Source organism: Agrobacterium tumefaciens (assembly GCA_025560025.1).
GTDB lineage: Bacteria > Pseudomonadota > Alphaproteobacteria > Rhizobiales > Rhizobiaceae > Agrobacterium.
On sequence record CP048486.1, the window covers coordinates 1,575,848 to 1,602,302 of the forward strand.

The 26,455-nt window shown below is 59.9% G+C and carries 26 protein-coding genes; 8 read left to right on the forward strand and 18 right to left on the reverse strand.

The window, feature by feature from the left end; translation table 11 throughout:
• The first annotated feature begins 63 nt into the window (after positions 1-63).
• The 7 genes from FY152_21150 (at position 64) to FY152_21180 (ending at position 7,161) form a co-directional block, all read left to right on the forward strand.
• A complete protein-coding gene (locus FY152_21150) occupies positions 64-1,554 on the forward strand; it encodes a sugar ABC transporter ATP-binding protein (GenBank protein UXS34616.1) in 1,491 nt (496 codons plus the stop codon).
• Positions 1,547-2,563 (forward strand): ABC transporter permease, encoded by a 1,017-nt coding sequence (locus FY152_21155; protein UXS34617.1) that lies wholly within the window; start codon positions 1,547-1,549, stop codon positions 2,561-2,563. The genes FY152_21150 and FY152_21155 overlap by 8 nt, the downstream gene beginning before the upstream one ends.
• A complete protein-coding gene (locus FY152_21160) occupies positions 2,560-3,555 on the forward strand; it encodes an ABC transporter permease (GenBank protein UXS34618.1) in 996 nt (331 codons plus the stop codon). Before FY152_21155 ends, FY152_21160 begins: the two co-directional genes overlap by 4 nt.
• A 1-nt stretch (position 3,556) precedes the next feature.
• Positions 3,557-4,405 (forward strand): sugar phosphate isomerase/epimerase, encoded by an 849-nt coding sequence (locus tag FY152_21165; GenBank protein UXS34619.1) that lies wholly within the window; start codon positions 3,557-3,559, stop codon positions 4,403-4,405.
• Positions 4,406-4,431: 26 nt separating this feature from the next.
• Entirely contained in the window at positions 4,432-5,097 is a 666-nt protein-coding gene (locus FY152_21170) for a nucleoside triphosphate hydrolase (GenBank protein ID UXS34620.1), read from the forward strand.
• 66 nt (positions 5,098-5,163) lie between these two features.
• A complete protein-coding gene (locus FY152_21175) occupies positions 5,164-6,033 on the forward strand; it encodes a sugar phosphate isomerase/epimerase (GenBank protein ID UXS34621.1) in 870 nt (289 codons plus the stop codon).
• Between the two features lie 159 nt (positions 6,034-6,192).
• On the forward strand, positions 6,193-7,161 hold the full coding sequence (locus tag FY152_21180; GenBank protein UXS34622.1) for a hypothetical protein: 969 nt from the start codon (positions 6,193-6,195) through the stop codon (positions 7,159-7,161).
• A 14-nt stretch (positions 7,162-7,175) separates the two neighbouring features.
• Here FY152_21180 and ehuA read toward each other — a convergent pair whose 3' ends face one another.
• The 11 genes from ehuA to FY152_21235 all read right to left on the reverse strand — a co-directional run bounded on the left by ehuA (position 7,176) and on the right by FY152_21235 (position 19,100).
• Positions 7,176-7,955, reverse strand: coding sequence for an ectoine/hydroxyectoine ABC transporter ATP-binding protein EhuA (gene ehuA / locus FY152_21185; GenBank protein ID UXS34623.1), 780 nt, complete (start codon positions 7,953-7,955; stop codon positions 7,176-7,178).
• Entirely contained in the window at positions 7,952-8,644 is a 693-nt protein-coding gene (gene ehuD, locus FY152_21190; protein ID UXS34624.1) for an ectoine/hydroxyectoine ABC transporter permease subunit EhuD, read from the reverse strand. The genes ehuA and ehuD overlap by 4 nt, the downstream gene beginning before the upstream one ends.
• A 12-nt stretch (positions 8,645-8,656) precedes the next feature.
• Entirely contained in the window at positions 8,657-9,322 is a 666-nt protein-coding gene (ehuC, locus tag FY152_21195; protein ID UXS34625.1) for an ectoine/hydroxyectoine ABC transporter permease subunit EhuC, read from the reverse strand.
• 60 nt (positions 9,323-9,382) lie between these two features.
• Positions 9,383-10,234 (reverse strand): ectoine/hydroxyectoine ABC transporter substrate-binding protein EhuB, encoded by an 852-nt coding sequence (gene ehuB, locus FY152_21200; GenBank protein ID UXS34626.1) that lies wholly within the window; start codon positions 10,232-10,234, stop codon positions 9,383-9,385.
• Positions 10,235-10,295: 61 nt separating this feature from the next.
• A complete protein-coding gene (gene doeB, locus FY152_21205; protein UXS34627.1) occupies positions 10,296-11,309 on the reverse strand; it encodes an N-alpha-acetyl diaminobutyric acid deacetylase DoeB in 1,014 nt (337 codons plus the stop codon).
• A gap of 4 nt (positions 11,310-11,313) precedes the next feature.
• Positions 11,314-12,492 (reverse strand): ectoine hydrolase DoeA, encoded by a 1,179-nt coding sequence (doeA, locus tag FY152_21210; GenBank protein UXS34628.1) that lies wholly within the window; start codon positions 12,490-12,492, stop codon positions 11,314-11,316.
• Positions 12,489-13,502 (reverse strand): ectoine utilization protein EutC, encoded by a 1,014-nt coding sequence (gene eutC, locus FY152_21215; GenBank protein ID UXS34629.1) that lies wholly within the window; start codon positions 13,500-13,502, stop codon positions 12,489-12,491. The genes doeA and eutC overlap by 4 nt, the downstream gene beginning before the upstream one ends.
• Complete coding sequence (gene eutB, locus FY152_21220; GenBank protein UXS34630.1) at positions 13,499-14,518, reverse strand: hydroxyectoine utilization dehydratase EutB; 1,020 nt, start codon at positions 14,516-14,518, stop codon at positions 13,499-13,501. Before eutB ends, eutC begins: the two co-directional genes overlap by 4 nt.
• A 68-nt stretch (positions 14,519-14,586) precedes the next feature.
• Positions 14,587-16,035 (reverse strand): PLP-dependent aminotransferase family protein, encoded by a 1,449-nt coding sequence (locus tag FY152_21225; GenBank protein ID UXS34631.1) that lies wholly within the window; start codon positions 16,033-16,035, stop codon positions 14,587-14,589.
• A 170-nt stretch (positions 16,036-16,205) separates the two neighbouring features.
• Positions 16,206-17,609 (reverse strand): aspartate aminotransferase family protein, encoded by a 1,404-nt coding sequence (locus FY152_21230; protein ID UXS34632.1) that lies wholly within the window; start codon positions 17,607-17,609, stop codon positions 16,206-16,208.
• A 12-nt stretch (positions 17,610-17,621) separates the two neighbouring features.
• Positions 17,622-19,100, reverse strand: a complete 1,479-nt coding sequence (locus FY152_21235) for an NAD-dependent succinate-semialdehyde dehydrogenase (protein ID UXS34633.1) — start codon at positions 19,098-19,100, stop codon at positions 17,622-17,624.
• 121 nt (positions 19,101-19,221) lie between these two features.
• On the opposite strand from FY152_21235, the gene FY152_21240 reads away from it, so the two are divergent.
• Positions 19,222-19,689 carry an Lrp/AsnC family transcriptional regulator gene (locus tag FY152_21240; protein ID UXS34634.1) on the forward strand — a complete coding sequence of 156 codons (468 nt, stop codon included), beginning with the start codon at positions 19,222-19,224 and terminating at the stop codon, positions 19,687-19,689.
• Between the two features lie 50 nt (positions 19,690-19,739).
• Here FY152_21240 and FY152_21245 read toward each other — a convergent pair whose 3' ends face one another.
• The 7 genes from FY152_21245 to FY152_21275 form a co-directional block, all read right to left on the reverse strand.
• Entirely contained in the window at positions 19,740-20,153 is a 414-nt protein-coding gene (locus FY152_21245) for a curlin (GenBank protein ID UXS34635.1), read from the reverse strand.
• Positions 20,154-20,322: 169 nt separating this feature from the next.
• Complete coding sequence (locus FY152_21250) at positions 20,323-20,721, reverse strand: hypothetical protein (GenBank protein UXS34636.1); 399 nt, start codon at positions 20,719-20,721, stop codon at positions 20,323-20,325.
• Between the two features lie 61 nt (positions 20,722-20,782).
• Positions 20,783-21,220 (reverse strand): curlin, encoded by a 438-nt coding sequence (locus FY152_21255; GenBank protein UXS34637.1) that lies wholly within the window; start codon positions 21,218-21,220, stop codon positions 20,783-20,785.
• Positions 21,221-21,428: 208 nt separating this feature from the next.
• Positions 21,429-23,102, reverse strand: coding sequence for a urocanate hydratase (locus tag FY152_21260; GenBank protein ID UXS34638.1), 1,674 nt, complete (start codon positions 23,100-23,102; stop codon positions 21,429-21,431).
• A 127-nt stretch (positions 23,103-23,229) separates the two neighbouring features.
• The gene (locus FY152_21265; protein UXS34639.1) at positions 23,230-24,729 is read right to left on the reverse strand and encodes a histidine ammonia-lyase; all 1,500 of its coding nucleotides are present in this window, start codon (positions 24,727-24,729) and stop codon (positions 23,230-23,232) included.
• Entirely contained in the window at positions 24,722-25,543 is an 822-nt protein-coding gene (locus tag FY152_21270; GenBank protein ID UXS34640.1) for a betaine/proline/choline family ABC transporter ATP-binding protein, read from the reverse strand. Before FY152_21270 ends, FY152_21265 begins: the two co-directional genes overlap by 8 nt.
• Positions 25,543-26,388, reverse strand: a complete 846-nt coding sequence (locus tag FY152_21275) for a proline/glycine betaine ABC transporter permease (GenBank protein ID UXS34641.1) — start codon at positions 26,386-26,388, stop codon at positions 25,543-25,545. Before FY152_21275 ends, FY152_21270 begins: the two co-directional genes overlap by 1 nt.
• Between the last annotated feature and the right edge of the window lie 67 nt (positions 26,389-26,455).

Below are 26,455 nucleotides of genomic sequence, written 5' to 3' on the forward strand. Positions count from 1 at the left end.
TCTGGAAAACATGCCGAGCGCCACGTCTGCAATGCTGCCGCGGCGAAGGAGATTTACATTATCATGAGCGCAGAACCGCTCCTGTCCCTTAAAAATGTCAAAGTCACCTTCGGCGGCGTCCGCGCGCTGAAGGGTGTTTCTTTCGAGGTCAATCCGGGTGAAGTGCATTGCCTTGCCGGTGAAAACGGCTGCGGCAAAAGCACGCTGATCAAGGTCATAACGGGCGTTTACACGCCCCAAAGTGATGCTGAACTCTATTTCGACGGCAAGCCGATAGCCACAATGACCCCAACGCTTGCGCAATCGCTTGGCATTCAGGTGATCTGGCAGGATCTGGCGCTGTTCGATGAAATGACGGTGGCTGAGAATATCGGCTTCCAGTACGCGGTGAATGGAAAATACGGGCTGGTCGACAAGCGCGCCATCGAACAGGCTGCCGAAAAGGCGCTGGCCCGGCTCGGCGTCGAGATCGATCTCGACAGGCCGCTCAAGGAACTGCCCATCGCCCAGCGTCAGATCGTGGCGATTGCCCGCGCGCTGGTCGGGGAAGCGCGGCTCGTTTTCATGGACGAACCGACCGCGTCGCTCACGCAGTCTGAAACCGACTATCTGATCGATATCGTCCGCAACCTGTCGGCCTCGGGTGTCGCGGTTGTCTTCGTCTCGCACCGCCTTGCGGAAGTGCTTGAGATTTCGGATCGCATCACCGTGCTGCGAGACGGGTCGCTCGTCGGTGTCTTTCCCGTTGAAGGCATGACTCAGTCGCGGGTGACCGAGCTGATGACCGGCCGCAATTTCGACAGCGCCGTCATTGCCGCCGATCACGATGACAAGCCCGTCGTTCTCTCGGTGCGCGGGCTGAGCCGGGCCGGCGAGTTCGAGGATGTTTCGTTCGATCTGCGGCGGGGCGAAACGCTCGGCATTACCGGCTTGCTCGGAGCCGGCCGCACGGAACTGGCTCTGACGCTGTTCGGCATGCATCGGCCGCAATCGGGTGAAATCCTCATCGATGGAAAGAAGGTGGATTTCCATTCCAACCGCGATGCGATCCGGGCGGGTGTCGCCTATCTTTCCGAAGACCGGCTATCGCTTGGCCTGAACCAGCCGCAATCCATTGCCGACAATCTCGTCATGGCCTCGCTGGACCGGCTGCTGAGCGGCGGCCTCATCTCACCCTCTAAAAAGGCGGATGTCGTTTCCCGCTGGATTTCGGCGCTCGGCGTCAAGATCGGCCTGCCCGAAGATCCGATCCGCACGCTTTCGGGCGGCAACCAGCAGCGTGTGGCGATTGCCAAGTGGTTGGCGATCGGGCCGAAAATCCTCATCCTCGATGCGCCGACTGTGGGGGTCGATGTCGGCGCTCGCGCCGGCATCTTCGAAATCGTCCGCAAGCTCGCCGCAGAAGGTCTCTCTATCATCGTGATCTCCGACGAAGCCCCGGAAGTTTATTTCAATACAGACAGGGTCATACACATGGTCGAAGGCCGGTTCCACGCCACCTATGATCCGCGACGCCTGTCGCTGACCGAACTGGAGTCCGCCATCTATGCGTAGGCTCATCCTCGGACATACGACCGAATTCACGCTACTTGTGGTCATGGTGCTGCTCTGCACGGGACTGTCTTTCGCCACCGACCGCTTTCTCACCATCTCCAACGCCTTCGATGTGCTGAATGTCTCGGCGGTCAACATCATCTTCGCGGTTGGCCTGCTCGTGGTGCTGATCTCGGGCGGTATCGACATTTCCTTCGCGGTCGCAGCCTCCGTCGTCCAATATGTCACGGTGCTGGCGCTCAATGCGCTCGGCGGCGGCAACTGGGCGGAAGGTTTCATCATCGCCGGCGCGGTTGGCCTTGGTCTCGGTTTCGTCAACGCCTTCCTTGTCTGGCGGCTCAACATCATTTCCATTGTTGCGACCATTTCCACCTTCAACATCTTCTTCGGGCTGTTGATGTTCTTCACCAAGGGCGTGTCGATCTACGACCTGCCGGAATGGCTGTCGACGCGCGTGGTGTTTTACGAGCGCGAGATGTCCGATGGTTCCTGGGTTGAGCTGACGCTGCCGGTCGTGGTCATGATCCTCTGCTGCTTTGCCACCTGGTTCATGATTTCGCGCACCACCGTCGGCCGCAAACTTTATGCATTCGGTGACAATCCCGAAGGCGCACGCCGCTTCGGCATCAATATCGGCGCCATGCATTACATTTCCTTCGGCTGGCTCGGCCTGATGGCGGGCATTGCCGGGCTCATGCAGGCGCATTACGCGCAGGAGGTGGTGCCGAACGCGCTTTATGGCCGCGAGCTGGATGTTCTTGCCGCAACCGTCCTCGGCGGTGCACGGCTTGGCGGCGGCAAGGGCTCCGTCATCGGCTGTGTGCTCGGGGTGCTGATGGTGTCCATCACCCAGAACGGCCTCAACCTGATGGGCGTTTCTCCCTTTGCCTTCAAGATGATTGTCGGTGCCATCATCCTCATCGCCATCACGCTTTCTTCCACCCGCTTCGACAAGCTCCTGCCGAGCGCCTTACGGACATCCGCAAAGAAGGGGAGCGCCCAGCGATGAGCAGCCTTGTCAGGAAATTCAACGCGGTTTTCGGTGCCGACATGGCCGGGCCGGTGATTGCCTTCATCGCGGTCATGCTCATCTTCGGAATCTTTGCCGATAACTTTCTCTCGCTCGCGACATTCGGTTCGGTCGCCTTCCAGCTGCCGGAACTCGGCCTGCTGACACTGGCGATGTTGCTGCCGCTGCTGACGGGTGGCATCAATCTGTCCGTTACCTTCGCCGCCAATCTGTCAGGTCTCGCCGCAGCCTGGGTGTTGCAGGCCCACGGCGGGGTGGATGCGCCGCCGAGGGCCTTCCTGTTTGCCTGCCTTGCCGCACTTGTCACCGGCGGTGCTGCCGGAGCCATGACAGGAGCGGCGATTGCCTACACCCGTGCGCACCCCATTCTGGTGACGCTGTCGATGATGATTTTCCTGCGTGGCCTTGGCGAGTTTCTCACCCGTGGCGGAGACGTTTCCGGTTTCCCCGCCTATATGGCGCCACTCGGTCACGGCACGCTTCTCGGTCTGCCGATCCCGCTTCTGATCTTCATCGTCTGCGTCGGCCTCTGGCATGTGCTGCTGACGCGCACCAAGCTCGGCTTCGGCCTGTTGATGATCGGCTCGAACATCGAGTCCGCCCGTTATTCCGGCCTCAATACGCGCAAGATCCAGGTTCTCGTCTACACGCTCTCGGGTCTGATGTGTGCGGTTGCCGGCATCATCATGCTTGCCCGTTTCAACTCAGTCCGTGTCGGCCACGGGGAATCCTACCTGCTGATCACGGTGCTGGCGGCCTTTCTTGGCGGCATCAATCCGTTCGGCGGTTTCGGTCGAGTGTTGCCCGTCTTCGTCGCGCTCATCGTTCTGCAGCTTCTGTCATCCGGCCTCAATCTTCTCGGCGCCAACCAGCATCTGGCAACCGCGCTCTGGGGTGTGCTGATGATTGTCGTCATGGCGGCGCGCGGCCTGTTTTCAAGCTACTTCGCATCTCTCAGAAAGAAGGTATGACGTGAAAGGCTTCGGTGTTCACGCAATGATGTGGTCTCTCAAATGGGACCACGAAAACGCCAGACGGTCCATCGCCGCTGCCGCGGATTACGGTCAGGATTTCATCGAGATTCCGCTTATCGATATCCCTGCCGTCGATGCAAAACATACCCGCGCCCTGCTGGAGAAATACGGCTTGCGCGCCGTCTGTTCGCTAGTGCTGCCGGAGCCCGCCTGGGCGTCCGTACGTCCCGATGCGGCAATCGACCATCTGAATGCCGCGCTCGACAAGGCCGCAGAAATGGGCGCGGAAGCGCTGACGGGTGTTACCTATGGCGGCACCAATGAGCGAACCGGATTTCCGCCGACGCAGGCTGAATATGACAATCTGACAAGGGCGCTCTCCAGCGCTGCCGGCCACGCAAAAACACTCGGCCTGCAATTCGGCATCGAGACCGTCAACCGCTACGAGAACCATCTGCTCAACTCCGCCGAACAGGCGGTGGCGCTGGTGGAGCGGATCGGTGCGGACAACGTCTTTATCCATCTCGATACCTTCCACATGAATATGGAGGAAAAGGGCATCGCCAATGGCATCATCGCCGCCCGCAACCATCTGAAATACATGCATATGTCGGAAAGCGACCGTGGTACGCCGGGCTGCGGCAATGTTGCCTGGGACGAGGTGTTTTCGGCGCTCGCAGCCATCGGCTTCAAGGGTGTGCTGACGCTCGAAAGCTTCGCCGCGATGCCCAGGGAGATGGCGGGCGCGATTTCGACCTGGCGGCCGGTTGCGCCCAGCGCCGATGAGGTTCTCGACAAGGGACTGACATTCCTGCGCGACAAGGCAAACCAGTACCGCATTTTCTAAAAGCACTCATTATCGGGGCAAGCACCTTGAGTAAAATTGACGATAATGCCCGCGAGATTGCGGGCCTTGCCCTCCAGCGACTGGAAAGGTCAAAGGGCCGGCGTGTGATGATTGCGATTGCCGGTGCCCCCGGATCGGGAAAATCAACCATTGCCGAATGCGTGGTCGATGCGTTGAATGCAGGCGAAGGCGTATCGGCCGCACTGTTCCCGATGGATGGCTTTCATTATGACGATGCCGTTCTGGAAGAGATGAAACGCCGTCCCTTCAAGGGCGCCATCGATACGTTCGATGCGCACGGCCTGCGCCACATGGTTGAGCGCCTGAAGGCCAATGAAGACGATGTCGTTGCCGTCCCCGTCTTTGACCGCGCCATCGAGATCGCCCGCGCCGGCGGCCGCCTGATCCCGCAATCCGTCGATATCATCGTCTGCGAAGGCAATTATCTCCTTGCCGGCCAGTCGCCATGGGATCGCCTCAAGCCGATCTTCGATCTCACGATTTTTGTTGATGTCGACGAGGAGGATCTGCGTGCGCGGCTGCGGGACCGCTGGCGAAGCTTCGGTCTCGGCGAGGATGAGATCAACCGGAAGGTGGAGGAAAACGATCTTCCCAACGGCCGCTTCATTACATCGACAAGCACGGAGCCGGATCTTCGCATCGGAAATCCGGGCAGCAGTCCCGCATCCTGAACCTGCCTGAAGGGCTGCGCCTCCCTATCCAAAGTCAAGCGAAACAGAAAAGCGAAAGAGACTCCCATGAAACACGGCATCTATTATTCCTACTGGGAACATGAGTGGAGCGCCAAGTTCGGCCCCTATATCGAGAAGGTCGCCAAGCTCGGTTTCGATATCATCGAAGTCGCCGCCCACCACATCAATGAATACAGCGACGCCGAACTCGCCGTCATCAGGCAGAGCGCGAAGGATAACGGCATCATCCTCACCGCCGGCATCGGCCCGTCGAAAACCAAGAACCTGTCGTCGGAAGATGCCGCAGTTCGCGCAGCCGGCAAGGCGTTTTTTGAACGTACCCTGTCCAATGTCGCCAAGCTCGACATCCACACCATCGGCGGCGCGCTGCATTCCTATTGGCCGATCGACTATTCGCAGCCGGTCGACAAGGCGGGCGATTATGCGCGCGGCGTCGAAGGCATTCACGGCATTGCTGATTTTGCCAATGATCTCGGCATCAACCTGTGCATCGAAGTCCTCAACCGCTTCGAAAATCACGTGCTCAACACGGCGGCCGAAGGCGTTGCCTTCGTCAAGGATGTCGGCAAGAACAACGTGAAAGTCATGCTCGATACCTTCCACATGAATATCGAGGAAGACAGCTTTGGCGAGGCCATCCGTACGGCGGGCCCGTTGCTGGGGCATTTCCATACCGGCGAGAGCAATCGCCGCGTACCGGGCAAGGGCAGGATGCCCTGGCACGAAATCGGCCTCGCCCTTCGCGATATCAATTACACCGGCGCGGTCGTCATGGAGCCTTTCGTCAAGACCGGCGGCACGATCGGCTCCGACATCAAGGTGTGGCGCGATCTCAGCGGCGGCGCCGACCTCGCGAAAATGGACGAGGATGCCCGCGATGCCCTGGCATTCTCCCGTTTCGTCCTTGGCGGCTGATGACCCATAAGTGCATCGACCGGGCGGCGGCCATCTGTCGCCCGGGCAGCCACTGCTATGTTTGCCCGCCATCGCCGAGTTGAAAAGATAACCGCTTGTGGGCTAAAGCACTGATGTCTCTTCGGGATCAAAACGATCCGCCCAAGACCATTGGTTTGCATGATCCCTGTCGCACTACCGTCCGTCGAAGCGCTGCTTCTCCTTGCTTTCTTGCTCATCACGACCCTCATATGGATCGTCTGGACGTTCTCGCTGTTCGTGCGATATTTGGCAGGCCGCTTGAAGCGCCCGATGATCCTGCCCTATGGGCTGGTAACCGTTGTCGCGCTTTTCACCCTCTTTCGGTTCGGTGATTTTTATCTGCAGATGCGCGCCTATGACAAAGAGAGGGCGGCAAGCCATCGGCCGGAACTGCTCGAGCCGGCGCGCCTTGGCCAGATCGATATGCCCAAGGGCACGAAACTCGAACTGGCCATTGCCAATAACAGGGAAGCCTTCGACCGGGCCGTATTTCCGCATTCGGTGCGGGTGGCGGATATCGATGCCGTCGAGATTGCCCGTTATATCGCGATAAAAACCAACGAGAATTACGAAACGGTGGGCTTTACCCCGCAGACCATGCGGATTACCGGCAACGGCGTGACCACCCAGAGCGGCTGGCGCTGCGACGCGACGCAACCGGTGGAGTTCGATCTTTCCCCCGATGGCGGCATATCCGCTTTCAGCAACTGCACTCTTTCGGATGGCAATGTTGTTGATGGCATCACCCTGCCGAAAAGCACGTCCCTGCGCGCCTCCACCGGCAATGTCTATATCGATGGCTTCGTCGATTCCGATCAATGGGTTCTCGATACGGCTAAGGACCAGACCGTTCACATCGACGGTTTCGATCTTTCCGAGGTGACGCTTGCCCTTGATGGCGAGCGAAAACTCCACGAGATCAAAAGAGGTGTCCTGTCAAAAGACGCAACGTTTGGGACGCTTCACCATGCCGCCGGAACCAATATTCGTTACAATCCCCGGCATCTTCGCAACGACTATCCCGGCGCGTGGTTGATAATCGCGGCTCCGTCGCATGAAATCGTGCAGGGCAGGGACGGAACGGTTCTGTCCAACTCTGCCGACTGATTGCACTATAGAATTCACCGTAAGACGGAAGCGAGAAATTCGCGTGTGCGGTCTTCCTTCGGCTGGCCGAAAATCTCGTCCGGTTTTCCTTGTTCGCAGATGCGGCCCTTGTCGAAGAAGCAGACTCGGTCCGAGACTTCCCGGGCAAAACGCATTTCATGGGTGACGAGAAGCATCGTCAGGTCATGCTCATGGGCCAGATCGCGGATGACGGACAGCACTTCGCCGACCAGTTGCGGGTCGAGCGCCGAGGTCGGCTCATCGAAAAGCAGGACACGCGGACGCATGGCAAGGGAGCGGGCAATGGCGACACGCTGCTGCTGCCCACCGGAAAGCTGCACCGGATAATGATCCTTTTTATCCGCTAGCCCGACCATCTTCAGCAATTCGATTGCGCGCGCCTCCGCCTCTGCGCGGCTGATGCCCAGAACCCGCACCGGTGCCTCCACGATATTGCGAAGGACGGTCATGTGAGGAAAGAGATTGAAGCTCTGGAACACCATGCCGACGTGGTTGCGGATCTGGCGCAGATGTTTTTCCGAGGCCTTGAAAGGTCCTTTGCCGCCTGGCTCATGGTAGGACATGTCCGCAAGGGTCAGCTTTCCCTCCTGGAACGGTTCCAGCGTCATGAGAATGCGCAGAACCGTTGACTTGCCAGAGCCGGAAGGACCAATGAGGGTGACTTTTTCGCCCTTCGCCACGCTGAAATTGAACTGATCGAGCACCGTCAGAATGCCGAAGCGTTTCGTGACATCGGAAAATTCGATCAGTGGCTGGTTGGTGTTGTTGGTCATCGCAAGGGTATTCCTGCTTTTGGAAGCGCCCTTTGCAGGCGGCTGAGGCCTACCGAGCAGATTATGGTCAGAAGAAGGAAGATCAGGCCCACAAGCGTCAGCGGCACCAGATATTCGAAGGTGCGCTCGCCGATCATGTTGGCAAGGCCCATCATTTCCAGAACCGTGACGACGGAAAGCACCGGCGTTTCCTTGATCATGGCGACGAGATAGTTGCCCATGGCCGGAACGATGCGCGGAATGGCCTGCGGGATGATGATATCCCGATAGGTCTGCATGCGTGTGAGATTAAGCGCCGTCGCCGCTTCCCACTGGCCGTGATGCACTGCCTCGATGCCGCCACGATAGACTTCGGACGTATAGGCGGCATATTGCAGGCCGAGCGCGAGAGCGCCGGTCAGAAACGCCGGCAGGACAATGCCGAAATCCGGAAGCACGTAATAGAGAAAGAACAGCTGCACCAGAAGCGGTGTATCGCGCAGGAACTCGACAACCAGCGCGGTTGGCCAGGAGATCATCCTGACGCGGCTGCGGCGCAGCAGCGCGAAGACGAGCCCCAGAACCAGCGCGATGGCGAAGCCGGCGGCGGCCGCCTTCAGCGTCACTGTCAGGCCGATCAGGATGATCGGCAGGATGGAGGTCGTGTAGGTGAGCCAGGTGGTCGTGTCCCATTCGTAACCATACATCATGAGCCGATATCCTTACGAATGGCGGGTGCGCGGGAAGACGTTGCCGCGCCGCACGAAGCGTTCGATCACCCGGATGACGACCATCAGGATCAGCGACATCGCGAAATAACAAAGCAGCGTGATCGAATAGATGCTGGCGCTGTCCAGCGTCAGGTTGCGGATCGACTGCGCCGCGAAGGTGAGATCGGCAATCGAGATCAGCGACACGAGCGAGGAAAGCTTCAGCGTTTCGATGGCGAGATTACCGAAGGCCGGCATCATCTCGACAACGGCCTGCGGCAGCGAGATGCGAAACAGCGTCTGCATCCGCGTGAAATTCAGCGCGCGTGCGGCCTCCAGCTGCTGCACCGAAACGGAAGACAGCGCGCCGCGCACGATCTCGGCGCCATAACCGCCGGCATGGGCGGCAAGCACCAGCACCCCCGTCGTGATAGGATCGAAGCTAAGCCCGACTAGCGGCAAGGCATAATAAAACCAGAAAAGCTGCACCAGCAGCGAGGTGCCGCGGAACACTTCCGTGTAACAAAGCGCGATGGTCGACAGGATTGGTCCACCCTCGACGCGCAGAATGCCGAAGAAAAAGGCGAGCACCGTGCCGACGACAAGGGCTGCGAGCGTAATCGTCATGGTGACGACGGCGCCTTGCCATAACATCGGCAGATAGGCGGTCATGTCCATCTGGCGTTTTCCCGAATTCCCGAGGAACGACGCCCGGTTTTGGCCGGGCGCCGGCTGGCATTATTTGCCGGCGCAGAGATCGGCGACCTTCTTTTCGGCCGCCGCCGCGATACTCTGTTCGGACAGACCGTATTTTGCGAGGATTTTCTTGTAATCGTCGGTCTTGCGGAATTCGACGAGCGCGGCGTTGAAGGCGTCACGCAGTTCCTTGTCTTCCGGCCGGAAAGCGAAACCGCCGTAATTGCGCACTGGCGCATCCTTCACGACGGGGTCGGTGAAAGGCTTGACCTGCTCGACGTTGGCCTGGCCCTTGGCGAGTTCCGAAACCGTCAGCTCCGTGGCCGCATAGGCGTCGGCGCGGCTCTGGACGGTTGGGATGGCGTCGGCATTGGCAGGGATGAAGACGATCTGGTCTTCCTTGACGCCGACCGCCCGCAGGAAGTCGACATTGTTGGCACCCGACACGACCGCCACCTTCAGCGAGGGGTCCTTGGCAATATCGGCATAGGTGGTGAGCTTTTTCGGATTGCCCTTCTTCACCAGCAGGCCTTCGCCATAGGACGAGTTCGGTTCGGTGAAGGCGACCTGCTTGCAGCGCTCGGGCGAAATGTTCTGTTCGGCCGCCGCAAAATCGAATCGACGGGCTTTGAGGCCGGGGATCAGCGTGCCGAAGGGCGTCACCGTCCAGTTGACCTCCTCGATACCCATCGATTTCAGAACCGCATTGGCCACATCGGGGCCGATGCCGGCGGAGGTGCCGTCTGGCTGCATGTAGGAATAGGGGACTTCATTGGCCGTGGCGGCGCGGATATAGCCCTGGCTTTTGACTTCCTCGACTGTCAGGGCGCTGGCGGACGTCACGCCGATGGTAAGGGCGAGGGCGGAAAGCCCGGCAAGTCTGATCATACGCATGTTCTTATTCCTCTGGTTGGGTTGCGTGGTCCGTTTTCGGATCTCACGATGTTTCTAATGGCTAGTTATTCTCCGTGACCGTGGCGATGACGGAAAGGCAGTCGCCGGCCTTGATCAGGCCGGGAACATGGCGCGCGGCAAGCACGCCATTGATGGAGGCGCGGTAATCGAACGGCGCGAGGCCGGTTTTGCCGACGGGATAAACCCGGGCGATTGTTTCACCCGCCGTGACCGCGTCTCCCAGATCGCGGACAAAAGCGACAAGCCCGTCGTCTTCGGCAAAGGTGAAGCAATCGCTGGATGGCATGTCCAGCCAGCGGCTTGGGGCGGGCACCGGCGCACCGGACAGTACGCCGGCATGGCGCAGCAGATTGACGATGCCTTTCCGGGCAATGTCGATCGATCTTGCGCTCGCCGTGCCCGCTCCGCCGAGTTCGGTCGTGACAAAGACCTTGCCCATCTCCTCGACTGTTGTGTCGAGCATGCCGACGGCATCGATTTCCAGCATCTTCATCGAATAGGGGGCCGCAAAAGCCGCCACCGCTTCAAAACACCGGGCCTCCTGCGTCTTGTCGGGCAATTCGTGGGTTGCGGCATAGGGCAGGAAATCAAGCGTCCTGCCGCCGGAATGAAAATCGAGAACGATATCCGCGAGCGGTATCAGATGGCGGGTCACGTAGTCGGCGATCTTCTCCGTCACCGTGCCGTCAGGGCGGCCGGGAAAGCTGCGGTTCAGGTTTCCGCGGTCGATGGGTGAGGTGCGTGTTCCCGCGCGAAAGGCCGGATAGTTGAGCGCCGGCACGATGATGACGCGCCCGTTGACGTCTGCCGGATCGAGCGTGTGGGCGAGTTCGAAAAGTGCTGCCGGTCCTTCATATTCGTCGCCATGATTGGCACCGGTCAAAAGGGCTGTCGGCCCTTCGCCATTGGCGATGACGCAGATCGGGATCATCACCGAACCCCAGGCGCTATCATCGCGGCTGTATGGCAGCCGCAGATGACCGTGCTGCACGCCCTTCGCGTCAAAATCGACGGTGGGCGTGATCGGCGAGGGGCGAAGCACGGTCTTCAACATCGTCTCAGCCTTTCACGAAGAGTTGCCGCGGCACATTGGAAAGGCATTCGACACCGGTTTCGGTGATCGCGATGCTTTCGGTGATTTCGAGGCCCATGTCTTCCAGCCAGAGACCGGTCATGAAATGGAATGTCATGCCGGGCTTCAGCTCCGTGCGGTCGCCCGGCCGCAGGCTCATCGTGCGCTCGCCCCAGTCCGGCGGATAGGAGAGGCCGATCGGATAGCCGGTACGGTTGTCCTTGATGATCCCGTATTTTTTCAGCACGGCGAAAAAGGCATTGGCGATGTCCTCGCAGGTGTTGCCCGGCTTCGCCGCGGAAAGACCGGCTTCCATGCCCTCAAGTGTTGCTTTTTCTGCGTCGAGGAACGCCTGTGTCGGCTTGCCGAGAAAGACGGTGCGCGACAGCGGGCAATGATAACGGCGGTAAGCGCCGGCGATTTCGAAGAAGGTGCCTTCGCCTGAGCGCATCGGCTTGTCGTCCCATGTCAGATGCGGGGCGGACGCGTCGGCACCCGAAGGGAGGAGCGGCACGATGGCGGGATAGTCGCCGCCGAATTCGGCGGTACCACGAATGCCGGCATCGTATATTTCGGCCACGAGATCGCATTTGCGCATGCCCGGCTCAACGACATCGACGATACGCTTGTGCATCAGCTCGACGATCTTGCCGGCCTTGCGCATATAGTCGAGTTCCGTCGGGCTCTTCACCGCGCGCTGCCAGTTCACGAGACCGGCGGCATCCTTGAAACGGGCGTTCGGCAGATGTTTTTGCAGCGATGCAAAGGCGGCGGCCGAGAAATAATAATTATCCATCTCGACGCCGACCGTCAGGCCGGACCAGCCGCGCTCCTCGATGATCTCAGACAACAGATCCATCGGATGCCGTTCGGTCGATTGAACGTAATGGTCAGGATAGCCGACGATATTGTCGTGGGCGAGGTAGGCCGTGCGCTTGGCGCCGTTGGCATCCTGCTTGCGGCCGTACCAGATCGGTTCGCCCTCTGGCGGTACCAGCACGCATTGATGCACATAGAAGGACCAGCCGTCATAACCGGTCAGCCAATGCATGTTGGACGGGTCGGTGACGACCAGAAGATCGATCCCGGCCTTTTCCATGGCTTTGCGGGTTTTGGACAGGCGCGCGGCATATTCCTCGCGCGTAAAGTTCAGCGTTACGCTCACGCTGCGTCTCCCATTTTTACGCTGTTTTCGATGGTTTGACCGCTCTTGGCTTCCTTTGCGCGGGCAAAGGCGAGATTGGCGATGGCGGTGTCCTGCACGCCGGTGCCGGTCAGATCGGCAAAGGTGATGTCCTTGTTCGAAACACGGCCCTGCACCTTGCCGGCAATGACGCCGCCAAGTTCGGCGAAGTGCTGATCCGACGCGGCGTGGTCTGCGGCGATGGCGTGATGCAACTCACCGAGAATGCGGGTCTGCGACAGCCGGTCCGCGACATAGCGCGCTCTGGCGAATAAGGCCGGATCGATCTCGTTCTTGTGTTCGGCATCCGATCCCATGGCTGTCAGATGCTGGCCTTCTTCCAGCCAGTCGGCAAACAGGATCGGCTTTTCGGCTGGTGTCGTGGTGACGATGATATCGGCACCCCGCGCGGCGGCCTGCGGATCGGCCACAGCGACGATCTCGATGCCGTGTTCGCTGGCGAAATCGCCTGCAAGTCTCTCCGCCTTTTGGTGGTCCCGCGCCCATATCCGAGCCGACCTGATCGGGCGCACCAGCATCAGGGCTTCAAGCTGCAAACGGGCCTGCATGCCCGCCCCGAAGATCGCGGCGACGGAAGCATCTTTGCGGGCCAGATGCCGCGCCGCGACAGCACCGGCCGCGGCGGTCCTCACATCGGTAAGATAGCCATTGTCGAGGAGAAGGGCCTCCACCAGTCCGGTCTTTGCGCTGAAGAGGATCATCAGGCCATTGAGGCTGGGCAGGCCGAGTTTCGGATTGTCGAAGAAACCGGGGCTGACCTTGATGGCGAAACCGTCAAAGCCCGGCACATAGGCCGTCTTCACATCCACTTCGCCGCGAAACTCGGGAATATCGAGCCGCAGGATCGGCGGCATGGCAACGGCTTGCGTTGCGAGCGCCGTAAAGGCCCGCTCCACACAATCGACAGCGGAAAGGTCGAGCTTGATGACACCGCGGAGGTCTTTTTCTGTCAGGATGGTGATGCGGCTCATGCGGCTCCCCCGTCGATGATGGTCTTATGCATCGCCGGATCGATATTTCCGCCCGACACGATGATGGCGGTTGGGCCGCTGATGTCGATCTTGCTCGACAGAATGGCAGCGAAACCAACGGCGCCCGCACCCTCCACCGTCAAACCTTCTTCGCGCGCCGCATGGCGGATGCCGGCTGCAATCTCGTCTTCGGAAACCAGCACGATCTCATGGAGGAGTTGCTGGCAGAGCGCGAATGTCACGCGGTTCTCCAGTCCAATCCCGCCGCCCAGCGAATCCGCCAACGTTTCTTCCTCCCGGACGGCGACGGGCCGGCCGGCTGCGACCGACGCCTGCATGGCCGCACCCCGCTCCATGGAAATGCCGATGACCCGTGCCCGGGGCTTCAGCGCCTTGACCGCGACGGCGATACCGCCCGCAAGGCCACCGCCGGAAAGAGGAACGAGCACCGTTGTCAGTCCCGGCATGTCTTCGACAACCTCTAGACCGATCGTTCCCTGGCCGGCCACGACGTCAGCATCATCGAATGGCGGGATTGCGGTCAGGCCGAGACTCTTGGTCAGGCGCTCCGCTTCCTCCTGCGCGTCATCCTGTGACCTGCCGACGATCCGGATATCCGCACCGAGCGCACGGATCGCCTCAACCTTGTTTGCCGGCACGAGCGCCGACATGCAGATCGTGGCGGGAATTCCGAGTTTGCGTGCTGCATAGGCCACGGCCCGGCCATGATTGCCGGTCGAGGCGGTGACGAGGCCACGCCTGCGTGCCTCCTCGTCAAGCGAGAGAATAGCGTTCATCGCGCCGCGCAGTTTGAAGGCGCCGATGGGCTGAAGGGTTTCAAGTTTGAGATGAACGGGATTACCACAGCGTTCGGACAGAGTGTCCGAGCGAAACAACGGTGTTCGCTCCACCTGTCCGGCAAGCCGCACAGCCGCCTGCTCTATCGCGGCCAGCGAGACCGGAAGCGGGTTTTTATCGGCGGATATGGACAGGTTTTCGCTCTTCATGATTGTCATGTTGAGAGCGAAGTAAAATCATGTCAATTATTATATTGTAATGATTCAATGATTTTCGGGCGGCTGCCTTAGCCGATTGAACCGATATCGTAGACCGGCGGCAGCTGCTCGAAGGCCTGCCGCACGGTGGTCAAGGCTTTGATGAGGCTTGGGTGATTGAGGCGACCGCCGAGACATATGCGGATGCCGCCGCCATGGCCGGGACCGGCAATGAATGGTTCCGACGGCGTGACCGCGACGTTCTGGTTTGTGAGCGCACGCACCAGGCCGTCTTCCGTCCAGCGCGGTGGAACCTTCAGCCAGGCGCAGAAGGAGAGGGGGTGGGTCGAGGCGATATGGTCGCCCAATATGTCCGCGGCAATTCTTTGCCGCGCACGCACTTCGGCGCGCTGGACATCCAGCAGCCGTCTTGCGGTGCCGTTTTCGACCCAGCGCGTGGCGATTTCGGCCGTGAGATAGGTTCCGCTCCAGCTCGATACACGCAGGATAGAAGCGGCACGGATGGAGTAGGCGGGCGGCACGACGAGATAACCGACGCGCAGCCCGGTCAGGACTGTCTTGGTAAAGCTGGTGACGAAAAAGCCCAGATCGGGCAGCATTTCGGTGATGGATGGCAGATCATCCTCAATGATCGGGCGATAGACTTCGTCCTCAATGACAAAGACGCCGTACCGTTCAGCAATCGCGGCAATCGCCCGCCTGCGCTCCGCACCCGAAACATGCCCGGTCGGATTGTTGAGGGTGGGAATGAGCACGATTGCCCTCACGCCACCGGCTGCACAGGCGGCCTCCAGCGCGTCCGGCAGAATGCCCTCTTCGTCGGTTGGCAGGCCCTTGAGGCTGAAGCCCAGAATGTTCGACAGGCCGATAATGCCGTGGTCGGTGAGGTTTTCGCAGAGAACCACGTCGTTCGAGCGGATAATACAGCTCAGGGCGAGAAAAATGCCGTGCGCAGCACCATTGGTGACGAGAATACGCTCCGCGCCGGCGGTCACGCCCATCATACCAAGCCAGATCCGGGCGGTTTCGCGATGGCTGTCGAGGCCCGCGACCGGCCGGCAAGGGCGCATGAAGCCCGAATTGTCGCCATCGGCCAATTCGCGAAGGATGGCGCGCGAGGCGTTTTCATGGTCGTCGAGATAGACGCCGCGGATAATCGAGAGATCTAGCACCTCGGTCGGGCTGTGATCGAGCATCATGCGTCCCGCCCGGTCCGTCACACGCGTCTTCACGAAGGTGCCGCGGCCGATTTCGCCGCTGAGATAACCCAGCCGCTCGGCCTCCTTGTAGGAGAGGCTGACGGTCTGGACCGAAAGGCCGAGTTCGCGGGCGAGATCGCGGTGGGTCGGCATGCGGTCCATCGGCTTCAGGACGCCGGCGTCGATATCGGCAATGATGCGTTCCGTCAGGGCGGAATGTTTCGTTTCGCCTTTCTGCTTGGCCAGGGTCGGCCGCCATGCCACCGGTTTGGTTGCGGAAACCGGATCTGAGCTGAGCGGATTGGCTTGACGACGCATGAAATTGTCTCGTTTTTGACGACGGTAATTTCATGACATTATGCATGCTTCTGCGAAAAGATGAAGCCTTATGCAGCGCAGATGACAACTGCGCCGCAAATAGGCGCAGTTGTCATGTCGTTGCTTTCGAAATGGGCAGCAGCTGTGACCGTTAAACGCCAAGGCTGGCGTCAGATTTTTTCGCCGGCCCGCACCAGATCGTCCATGACGCTGCGCACGGCGGCTTCGGCGATAGCGATGATCTCATCCACCTCCGCCTTCGTTGTGACGAGCGGCGGCGCAAAGCCCAGAATATCGCCATGCGGCATGGCGCGCGCAATAAGGCCGCCATTGCGCGCCGCCTTCGAAACGCGCGCCCCCACAGTAAGACCGGGGGCAAAACGTGTCTTCTTTTCACGATCCGCCACGAATTCGATAGCACCCATCAAGCCCACGCCGCGCACCTCTCCGACGATCGGAAGCTGCGCGAACTTCGCCTTCAACTGCTCCTGAAAATAGCTGCCGACGGCCCGCGCATTGCCGGGCAGGTCTTCCTTTTCGACGATGTCGAGCACGGCATTTGCCGCAGCCGCACCGATGGGGTGGCCGGAATAGGTGTAGCCGTGGGAGAAGGCTCCGACGCGATCGGCGCCCTCCTCCATAACCTCGTAGACTTTCTCCCCCACGATGGCGCCGGAGAGCGGGAAATAGGCCGAAGTCAGGCCCTTGGCGACTGTGATCAGGTCCGGCTCGATGCCGTAATGTTGCGAGCCGAACATGGAGCCTGTACGGCCGAAGCCGGTAATCACCTCATCGGCAATCAGCAGGACATCGTATTTTTTGAGAACATCCTGTATCGCCGGCCAGTAGCCTTCCGGCGGCGGCGTGATGCCGCCCGTGCCAAGCACCGGTTCGGCAATGAAGGCGCCTATCGTGTCGGGGCCCTCGCGCAGAATGAGCGCTTCCAGTTCGTCGGCGCGCCGTTTTGAGAATTCCAGCTCGGTTTCACCGGCTTCTGCGCCCCAGTAATGGTGCGGAACGCCGGTGTGCAGCACGCCGGCACGCGGCAGGTCCATGTGGTCGTGATAAAAACTCATGCCGGTCATGGAGCCGGAAACCACGCTGCAGCCGTGATATCCCCTTTCGCGGGAGATGATTTTTTTCTTCTGCGGCTTGCCGCGCAGATTGTTGTAATACCAGACGAGCTTTGCCTGGGTCTCGTTGGCGTCCGAACCCGACATGCCGTAAAAGACCTTGCTCATCTTGCCGGGCGCCATCTTCACCAGCCGGTCGGAAAGGATCGCCAGTTCGTCCGTCGTGTGGGCGGCGTAAGAATGGTAGTAGGCAAGCCGATAGGCCTGACGGGAGATGGCCTCCGCCACCTCGGTGCGGCCATAACCGACATTGACGCAATAAAGACCGGCGAAGCCATCGATCAGCTGCTTGCCATATGCGTCCTGAATACGGATGCCCTTGCCGGTTTCGACGATGGTGGGTTCACCGAGCTTGCCGCTGGCGAAATCCTTCAGCTGCGTGAAGGGATGCAGAACCGCATTTCGATCCATTTCCGCGATGTTTTTGATGTCGATGGTCATAGGCAGTTCCTTTCAGGCAGCCAGGTTGCCGAAGCAGACATATTTGGGTTCGAGATATTCCATGAGTCCATGACGCGAGCCTTCGCGGCCAAGGCCGGATTGTTTCCAGCCGCCGAATGGAATGGGCGCGCCGGTGAATTTCGGCGTGTTGACGGCAACCATGCCGTATTCCAGCTGGTCCGTCAGGCGCATCGCCCGGCCGAGGTCGTTGGTGTAGACATAGGCCGCAAGCCCCATCTCCGTGGCATTGGCGCGGCGGACCACCTCCCGCTCGTCATCGAAGGGCAGGATGGCGGCGACCGGGCCGAAGGTTTCTTCGCGCGCGATCAGCATGTCGTCGGTCACATCGGCCAGCACGGTAGGTGTGACGAAATTGCCACCGAGCGGGCTATCCTGCCCGCCGCAGACGAGGCGCGCGCCGGAAGAGAGCGCCTGCGCAACCTGCTGACGGCACTTTTCGGCGACGGACGGTCGTGTCATCGGCCCGATGTCGATACCGGGTTCAAGGCCATGGCCGACGGTCAGTCTTGAGGTCGCATCGGCAAATCGCTCAATGAAGCGGTCATAAAGCCCGCGTTGAATATAGATGCGGTTTGCCGCAAGGCAGTCCTGTCCCGATGTGGCGAATTTGGCGGCGAGGCAGCCCTTCACGGTCTGGGGCAGGTCCGCATCGGCGAAGACGATGAAGGGGGCGTGGCCGCCAAGCTCCAGCGAGGCTTTTTTGATGGTCGCCGCCGATTGCGTGAGGAGGAGCCGTCCCACCTCGGTCGAACCGGTGAAGGAAAATGCCCGCACCTCGGTATGTTCCAGCAGGCGGCGCGCAAGCGGTGCGGCTTCACCCGGCAGAACCTGCAACACGCCGGCCGGCATGCCCGCCTCCTGCGCCAGTTTTGCCAGTGCCAGTGCCGAAAGCGGTGTTTCCGGGGCCGGTTTGACGATCATCGTGCAGCCGGCAGCCAGGGCCGCGCCGGCCTTGCGGGCGATCATGGCTGAGGGGAAATTCCATGGGGTGATGGCCACCGTGACGCCGATCGGCTGCATCCGGACGGAAAGATTGCCGCCTTTTAGGTGGCTTGGAATTGTCTCGCCATAGGATCTCTCGCCCTCGCTCGCAAACCAGTCGAGAAAGGCGGCGGCATAGGAAATTTCGCCGAGCGATTCCGCAAGCGGCTTTCCCTGTTCGGCGCTGATGATAACAGCGAGGTCGCGGGCATTGTCACGCATCAGCCGGCCCCATGCCCGCAGGATATCGCCACGTTCGACGGGCAGCATGTCCCGCCACCGGAGAAATGCTCTGCCGGCGGCCTCGACTGCGGCGTCCACGTCGTTCAGGGAGCAGGAAGAGACATCGAGCAGATGATCTCCGCTTGCCGGATCGACAACGCCCAGCGTCTCCTTACGCGCCACCCATTGCCCGTCCAGAAAGGCACGATGCTCGATCAGCTCCGGTCGGTGAAGGTTTTTAAGCGCTGCGCTGGCGATAGCTTCCATCGGCAAGTTCCCTTTTCATTTGCCAGAAGCTTAACTGCGCTGCATGATTGATCGGCGGCGTTTAAGCGCGCTTCGACGCAGGAATAATGCTTAGTTTGATATTCATATGCAGGAATCCCGCATGACCCAGATTGACCGAGCCGACCGGGCGCTGCTTGACGCCGTGCAGAAGAACAATCGCCTGACATCGGAAGAACTGGCCAAAATCGTCAACCTGTCGCCAACCGCGTGCCAGCGTCGGTTGAAGCGCCTGCGTGATGAGGGGGTGATCGAAGCCGATGTGGCAATCGTTTCGCCCAAGGCTGTCGGGCGCGGCATCACCATGATCGTTCTTGTCTCGCTGGAGCGAGAAAGGGCCGATATTGTCGACCGTTTCAAGGCCGCCATTCGCGCTACGCGGGAGGTAATGATCGGTTATTACGTGACGGGTGACGCCGATTTCATTCTGGTTATCACGGCCAAGGACATGGAGGACTACGAGGCCTTCACCCGCCGGTTCTTTTACGAGAACCACGATATCAAGGGGTTCAAGACGATGGTCGTCATGGACCGCGTCAAGGCCGGCTTCGCCTTCCCGATAGACCCTTGACGGCATGGCAGGTTAACGCAAAGACCGGCCTGTGATAAATACCGCTTTCCTTACCAGCCGTAGCTGAAGGTCAGGCCGCTGCCATTGTCGCCATCCTGCACCACATTGGTTTGCGTGTTGCGGCCATACTGGAAAATGCCATAGGCATTGTTGTTGCCATTCTGCTGCAATGTTGCGGCATGGCCGTTGCCCCGTTGCCGGATGAAACCGAGATTGCCGCCGCCGTTCTGGGCGATGCCGGCGGCGTTGCCACGGCCAAGCTGCCGGATATCGGCATCCTTCAGGCCACGGTAAAGCGAATAGGCGCGCAGCCCGGTCGAGAGAAGATCACCATCCGCTGTATTGCCTGGCGCGAGGTCGAATGAAATCCGGCCGCCGGCATGAGCGGGTGTTGAAAGCCCGATTGGCGCGAGGCTACCGACAAGCAAAGTAATGGTAACAAGTTTCAATATGTTGCGGGTCATTTTTGTCTCCCATCTGTCAGCGTCTTGCCGATGATCCACTGTCGCATTTCGCAACTGAACCAGATCGGAATTGCCCATTCACATGTCGTTCAGCGGTTCGGCACGATCAAAAGAAAAGGGCGCCGAAACCGGCGCCCTTTTCTCTTGAAATATACGACACGACGGCAGCCTAATCGCCGCCAATCTGCTTCGTACAACTGAAGCTCCTGCCGTCGATCACGAGATCGAGCACCGCCTTGTAGCGGGCTCCCTTCGCATCGAGCGTCACAGAACTCAGCAATTGCGAACGTCCGGCAGCGGCGTCGAAATCGCCGCCCTGATTGATGACGGAACGCCCGCTGCCGCCCGATTTTTCGACGTGAAAGGAGTAGGTCCCGCCGCCACCGGCGTCACCCTTCGTGACGGCTTCCAGCCTTACCATGCCGGCCTGCGGTGTTGCCCTGATCTCGCAGCGCTGCCCTTCGGCCGGTTCCTTTGCAGTCGATATGGCTGCAACGGCGCCGAAAGGAAGCAGGGCCATTGCAAGGATCGCCGCCAGACGGCGCGGATGTCTGAGGGTATGGGGCATGGCTCGTCTCCCTGACGATCTGATATTTCGATCTCGACCGTTTCACGTCATCGCCGACTGCTTAAGGGCAGGCCTGCACGAAGGCAGCGACATTGTCGTTGCCGCCCTGGCTCACATTGGCGCTGCAGCCACGGCCCACCTGAACACCGGCGGCGATATTGCCGTTGCCGTCCTGGGTGAGGATGGTGGTGTGGTTGGAGCCGAATTGCCCGATGCCGGCCACGTTGCGGCTGCCGTTCTGATAGGTGGAGCCGTAATTGTCATGCCCCTCCTGACCGACGGCCGAAAGGTTTTGCCGACCATATTGATGGCCGACAATCCGGTTGTAACCGCCATTCTGGTAGGTGCGGATCCGGTTGCCATAACCTTCCTGCGCGCCACCGGCAGAGTTGGACCAGCCATATTGTTCGATGCGCACATCATTGGCCATGGCGGGTGCCGCGGCAGCGATGCCAACGAGAGCAACGAGTGCACTTGCAATGAAAGACTTCCGGATCATGACTGTCTCCTCAGGCGGATAGGACCGCGGTTGAACGTCTTTGTTTTAGACGGCCCCGCCGGAACGGAAGCTGAAGAGATTATTCAGTCGGGGTTCATGGCCCGCTCTCATGCGTTTCAAACATAATCGTGTTCCGGATCAAATCCGCGCGGCCGTCCTCTCCAATCTGACAAGCGGCGCAGTTTTCTGCCTGCGCCGCTTTGTCTTTTTAGTTCCCGAGAATTCCAGGCAGGCGCAGGCCCTGTTGCTTTGCGCAATCGAGGGCGATCTCGTAACCGGCATCGGCATGCCGCATGACGCCGGTTGCCGGGTCGTTAAAGAGCACGCGTTCAAGCCGCCTGGCCGCATCGTCCGATCCGTCGGCGCAGATGACGACGCCCGAATGCTGGGAAAAGCCCATGCCGACGCCGCCGCCGTGATGCAGCGATACCCAGGTCGCACCCGATGCCGTATTAAGCAATGCGTTGAGCAGCGGCCAGTCGGACACGGCATCCGAGCCGTCCTGCATCGCCTCTGTTTCCCGGTTCGGCGAGGCGACCGAGCCGCTGTCGAGATGATCGCGGCCAATGACGATCGGAGCCTTCAGCTCGCCGTTCCTGACCATTTCATTGAAGGCAAGCCCGAGGCGGTGACGGTCGCCAAGCCCGACCCAGCAGATGCGGGCCGGGACACCCTGGAAAGCGATGCGCTCGCGCGCCATGTCCAGCCAGTTATGCAGGTGCTTGTTATCCGGCAGCAACTCCTTCACCTTGGCGTCGGTCTTGTAGATGTCTTCCGGATCGCCCGAAAGAGCCGCCCAGCGGAACGGGCCGATGCCCTTGCAGAACAGCGGGCGGATATAGGCCGGCACGAAGCCGGGGAAAGCGAAGGCGTTTTCAAGACCCTCATCCTTGGCGACCTGACGGATGTTGTTGCCGTAGTCGAAGGTCGGGATGCCCATGTCCTGGAAGGCGATCATCGCTTCGACGTGGTCGCGCATGGAGGCGCGGGCGGCCTTTTCCACCGACTTCGGATCGCTGACCCGCTTTTCCTTCCACTGGCCCATGGTCCAGCCCTTTGGAAGATAGCCGTTGATCGGGTCGTGGGCCGAGGTCTGGTCCGTGACCATGTCGGGGCGGATGCCGCGGCGGACCATTTCCGGCAGGATTTCGGCGCAGTTGCCAAGCAGGCCGACGGACTTGGCTTCGCCCTTTTTCGTCCAGCCGGCGATCATGTCCATGGCTTCGTCCAGCGTTTCGGCCTTCTCGTCGAGATAGCGGGTGCGCAGGCGGAAATCGATCGAATCCGGGTTGCACTCGACGGCAAGGCAGGATGCGCCGGCCATGACGGCTGCCAGCGGCTGGGCGCCGCCCATGCCGCCGAGGCCGCCGGTCAGGACCCACTTGCCCTTGAGGTTGCCGTTGTAATGCTGATTGCCGGCTTCGACGAAGGTCTCATAGGTGCCCTGCACGATGCCCTGGGTGCCGATATAGATCCATGAGCCGGCGGTCATCTGGCCGTACATGGCGAGACCCTTCTTATCCAGTTCGTTGAAATGGTCCCAGGTCGCCCAGTGCGGCACCAGGTTGGAATTGGCGATCAGGACACGCGGCGCATCCTTGTGGGTGCGGAAAACACCGACCGGCTTGCCCGACTGCACGACGAGCGTTTCATCCTCGTTCAAATCTTTCAGCGTCGCGACGATGCGGTCGAAATCGGCCCAGGTGCGGGCAGCACGGCCGATGCCGCCATAGACGACCAGCTCATGCGGGTTCTCGGCCACGTCAGGATCGAGATTGTTCATCAGCATGCGCAGCGGCGCTTCGGTCATCCAGCTCTTGGTGTTGAGCTCAATACCCTTTGGCGCGCGGACGTCGCGGATGTTGTGGCGCGGATTGTTCATGTGATTTCCTCCGGTGTCAGGCCAAGCGCAGAAGCTTCGATGCGCTGGAGAATGGTTTTTAAGATTGGGCGGTGCCGTAAGCGAAGGGTTCGCCATGGTCAGCAAGCGGCGTTGAAGAGAAGCTTGCTCATACGGCGCTTTGGAACAGGCCTGCTTTCGTTGTGCGCACCAGGGATGCGATGCGGGCGAAATCGGTGTTCAGGGGACGATCGTCGGCATAATGGGGGACGGTATCGCGTATGCGATTGTAGAGCCTCGTCAGAGGGGCCCCGCGATGAACGTCCGGTGAGAGGTCATAGGCCTGAGCAGCGCAAAGAAGCTCGATTGCGATGACGGTTTCGAGATTGTCGAGAACGCGCAAGGCCTTTTCAGCCGCCGGTGTGGAATGTGGAAGGACGTCTTCCTGAAGGGCTGACGTAATTCCTCCATCAATGCTTGCGGGCGCAGAAAGTCTGCGGTTCTCTCCGCAAAGCGAGACTGCCGTATATTGAGCAATCATGAACCCGGAGCCAACGCCACTTTCGCCGGAAAGGAAAGCGGGGAGGCCGCTGACGAGAGGGTTGACCAGCCGGTCCGTTCGACGCTCCGAAATAATCCCGAGCTGCGTTGTGACGATTGCAAGCTGATCCATAGCAAAGGCCAGCGTCGTTGAAAGCGCATGCGCTTGAGAATAGACAACCGGTTCCTCGGGACTGCCCTTCACAAGCGGATTGTCTGTTACGCTTGCAAGCTCCCGTTCTGCCGTTTCCGCGATTGTGGCAAGGCTATCCCGGATTGCGCCATGAATCTGTGGAACCGCCCTGATGCTCATCGGGTCCTGCGTTCGCACATCCGCGCCGTTGCGCACCGTCCCGGTTAGCCCTTCGCGGAGGTGTCGTGCGGTTTCCCACAAACCGGGCGACTTTCGCAATCGCATGGGTTCGTCGGCAAACGTATTCTGCTGGCGGCCGAGAACGCCATAGGTGAAGGCCGCGGCGGCATCGGCCCAATCAAGAAGACGCATCGCCCTGTCGAGAGCGACGCATGTCAGCCCCGTCGTGCAGGGGCTGCCGTTTACGAGACTCAATCCTTCTTTTGCGCCAAGCGTCAAAGGGCTCAATCCCGCAATTTCGAGCGCCTCCGCTCCCGAAACCTGCCGTGACTGGAAGGTGGCTGCTCCATGCCCGATGACAACAAGCCCTATTGCCGCTGCATGGGTGATGTAGCCGAGAGACCCCCGCGACGGTATGACCGGAATGACGCCCGCATTGAGAAGCGCAACAAGCGTCTCGACGACCTCAAGCCGAATGCCGGAATAGCCGTGAGCGAAATTGTTGATCTGAGCAGCCATGACGGCGCGCGCCTGGTTTTCAGGCAAGGGCGTTCCCACACCGCAGGCATGGCTGAACAGGATGTTGTGCGAAAGACGGCTTTGTTGTTCGCGATCAATAATGACCTCGCAAAGCGCGCCGACACCGGTGTTGATGCCATAACCCCGAATGCCACGATCCACAATTGCATCAACGAGTTCTCGAGACCGGCTGATCCGTTCACGAGCACCGGCTGACAGGACGAGCTTTGCCCCGCCCGCAATGGCTGCGATATCGGCGGCCCTCAAGGGAAGATCCAGAACGATATCTTCAGCCATGTGCCCGGTTCCTGCCCTGTACAAAGCGGGCGACATACTCATTCGCCGGGTTTTCGAGGATCTCGTTGGGAGTGCCCTGTTGAACGAGTTCTCCATCTTTCAGAATGGCAATCTGCGACCCTATGTAGAGGGCTTCGTCGAGGTCATGCGTGATGAACACGATCGTTTTTGAAAGGTCCTGCTGGAGCTGCAGCAATTGATCCTGCATGTCGGCCCGGATCAACGGGTCGAGGGCGCTGAAGGCCTCATCCATCAAAATGACATCGGTGTCGGCGGTCAGCGCGCGGGCCAGTCCGACACGCTGTTTCATGCCGCCCGAGAGTTCGTGAGGATATTTGTTTTCATAGCCCGAAAGACCAACGGTTTCGATCCACTGCATTCCCAGCTCTTCGGCCTTCTTGCGGGGTGTGCCGCGGACACGCTGGCCGTAAATCACGTTCTGAAGCACCGTGCGATGGGGCGCCAGCGCAAAGCTTTGAAAAACCATGCTGACCTTATGGGTCCGGAACTTTCTGAGCTCCCGCGCCTTCAGTGACAGGATGTTGTTGCCTGCGAACACAATCTCTCCGGCGGTTGGTTCGATCAACCGGTTCAAGTGGCGCACGAGCGTGGACTTGCCGGAACCCGACAATCCCATAATCACGAAAATGCCACCGGCCGGGATATCCATGCTGACGTTGTTCAGCCCAAGGCTGCAACCGGATCGCGCGAGGATTTCCTGTTTGCTGACGCCTGACTTCGCCAGCTCGAGAGCGGCGCGGCTATTGTGGCCGAAAATCTTGTAAACGTTGCGAATGCTGATGCTGGTGACCATCACTGCTCTCCCCGGCTCTTCCCGAAACCTTGTGTGATGCGATCCAGAACGATCGCAAGGATGACGATGCCCAATCCAGCTTCAAGGCCCATGCCGACATTCAGGGTCTGAATCCCGTTCAGAACGGTTTCGCCAAGGCCGCGGGCACCGATCATTGAAGCAACCACCACCATGGACAAAGCCATCATGATCGTCTGATTAAGGCCCGCCATGATTGTTGGCATGGCAAGCGGGAGTTCGGTTCCGAAAAGAATCTGGGTAGGGCTGCCGCCGAAAGCCACCGCAGCTTCGGTCACCTCCTTGTCGACTTGGCGAATTCCAAGATCCGTCAATCTGATCAGCGGCGGTATGGCGTAAATGATCGTCGCCAGCACGGCTGGAACCTTACCAAGGCCAAACAGCATCAAGGCCGGTATCAGATACACGAAACTCGGCATCGTCTGCATGACGTCGAGAACCGGCAATGTAACGCGCCTTGCCCAGACGGATTTTGCCGTCAGTATGCCTATCGGGATGCCTATGAAAATGGAGATCAGCGTCGCCATTAACATGAGTGCGAGGGTTTGCATGGTCTGATCCCAAAGCCCCAGCACGCCGACGAGAAACAACATGACGCCGACCAGGACGGTAACGACCAGATGTCTGGTGCCGAACCAGGCGAGAACCATGAAGCAGGCAATGATGATCCACCATGGCGTCCCGCGCAGGACATTTTCGATGGTCAGAAGAAAATGTAGTATGGCGTTGGAAAACGCGCGAAAACCTTGTCCGTAGTCTGTAACCAGCATGGTCACAAATGAGTTGACTGGTTGACGGATCGAAAAACGAAATTGCTCGGGAAACAAGGCAACCTCCAGAATATAGTGGGGTGACGGAGTCCGGGAGGAACGTCTTGCGCTCCTCCCGAAAGGT

Bases quoted from the DNA above. Each gene is read 5' to 3' on its own strand.
- FY152_21150 (UXS34616.1), top strand. From the start codon at position 64: ATGAGCGCAGAACCGCTCCTGTCCCTTAAAAATGTCAAAGTCACCTTC.
- FY152_21155 (UXS34617.1), top strand. From the start codon at position 1,547: ATGCGTAGGCTCATCCTCGGACATACGACCGAATTCACGCTACTTGTG.
- FY152_21160 (UXS34618.1), top strand. From the start codon at position 2,560: ATGAGCAGCCTTGTCAGGAAATTCAACGCGGTTTTCGGTGCCGACATG.
- FY152_21175 (UXS34621.1), top strand. From the start codon at position 5,164: ATGAAACACGGCATCTATTATTCCTACTGGGAACATGAGTGGAGCGCC.
- FY152_21180 (UXS34622.1), top strand. From the start codon at position 6,193: ATGATCCCTGTCGCACTACCGTCCGTCGAAGCGCTGCTTCTCCTTGCT.
- ehuA (UXS34623.1), bottom strand. From the start codon at position 7,955: ATGACCAACAACACCAACCAGCCACTGATCGAATTTTCCGATGTCACG.
- ehuD (UXS34624.1), bottom strand. From the start codon at position 8,644: ATGATGTATGGTTACGAATGGGACACGACCACCTGGCTCACCTACACG.
- ehuC (UXS34625.1), bottom strand. From the start codon at position 9,322: ATGGACATGACCGCCTATCTGCCGATGTTATGGCAAGGCGCCGTCGTC.
- ehuB (UXS34626.1), bottom strand. From the start codon at position 10,234: ATGCGTATGATCAGACTTGCCGGGCTTTCCGCCCTCGCCCTTACCATC.
- doeB (UXS34627.1), bottom strand. From the start codon at position 11,309: ATGTTGAAGACCGTGCTTCGCCCCTCGCCGATCACGCCCACCGTCGAT.
- eutC (UXS34629.1), bottom strand. From the start codon at position 13,502: ATGAGCCGCATCACCATCCTGACAGAAAAAGACCTCCGCGGTGTCATC.
- eutB (UXS34630.1), bottom strand. From the start codon at position 14,518: ATGACAATCATGAAGAGCGAAAACCTGTCCATATCCGCCGATAAAAAC.
- FY152_21225 (UXS34631.1), bottom strand. From the start codon at position 16,035: ATGCGTCGTCAAGCCAATCCGCTCAGCTCAGATCCGGTTTCCGCAACC.
- FY152_21230 (UXS34632.1), bottom strand. From the start codon at position 17,609: ATGACCATCGACATCAAAAACATCGCGGAAATGGATCGAAATGCGGTT.
- FY152_21235 (UXS34633.1), bottom strand. From the start codon at position 19,100: ATGGAAGCTATCGCCAGCGCAGCGCTTAAAAACCTTCACCGACCGGAG.
- FY152_21240 (UXS34634.1), top strand. From the start codon at position 19,222: ATGACCCAGATTGACCGAGCCGACCGGGCGCTGCTTGACGCCGTGCAG.
- FY152_21245 (UXS34635.1), bottom strand. From the start codon at position 20,153: ATGACCCGCAACATATTGAAACTTGTTACCATTACTTTGCTTGTCGGT.
- FY152_21250 (UXS34636.1), bottom strand. From the start codon at position 20,721: ATGCCCCATACCCTCAGACATCCGCGCCGTCTGGCGGCGATCCTTGCA.
- FY152_21255 (UXS34637.1), bottom strand. From the start codon at position 21,220: ATGATCCGGAAGTCTTTCATTGCAAGTGCACTCGTTGCTCTCGTTGGC.
- FY152_21260 (UXS34638.1), bottom strand. From the start codon at position 23,102: ATGAACAATCCGCGCCACAACATCCGCGACGTCCGCGCGCCAAAGGGT.
- FY152_21265 (UXS34639.1), bottom strand. From the start codon at position 24,729: ATGGCTGAAGATATCGTTCTGGATCTTCCCTTGAGGGCCGCCGATATC.
- FY152_21270 (UXS34640.1), bottom strand. From the start codon at position 25,543: ATGGTCACCAGCATCAGCATTCGCAACGTTTACAAGATTTTCGGCCAC.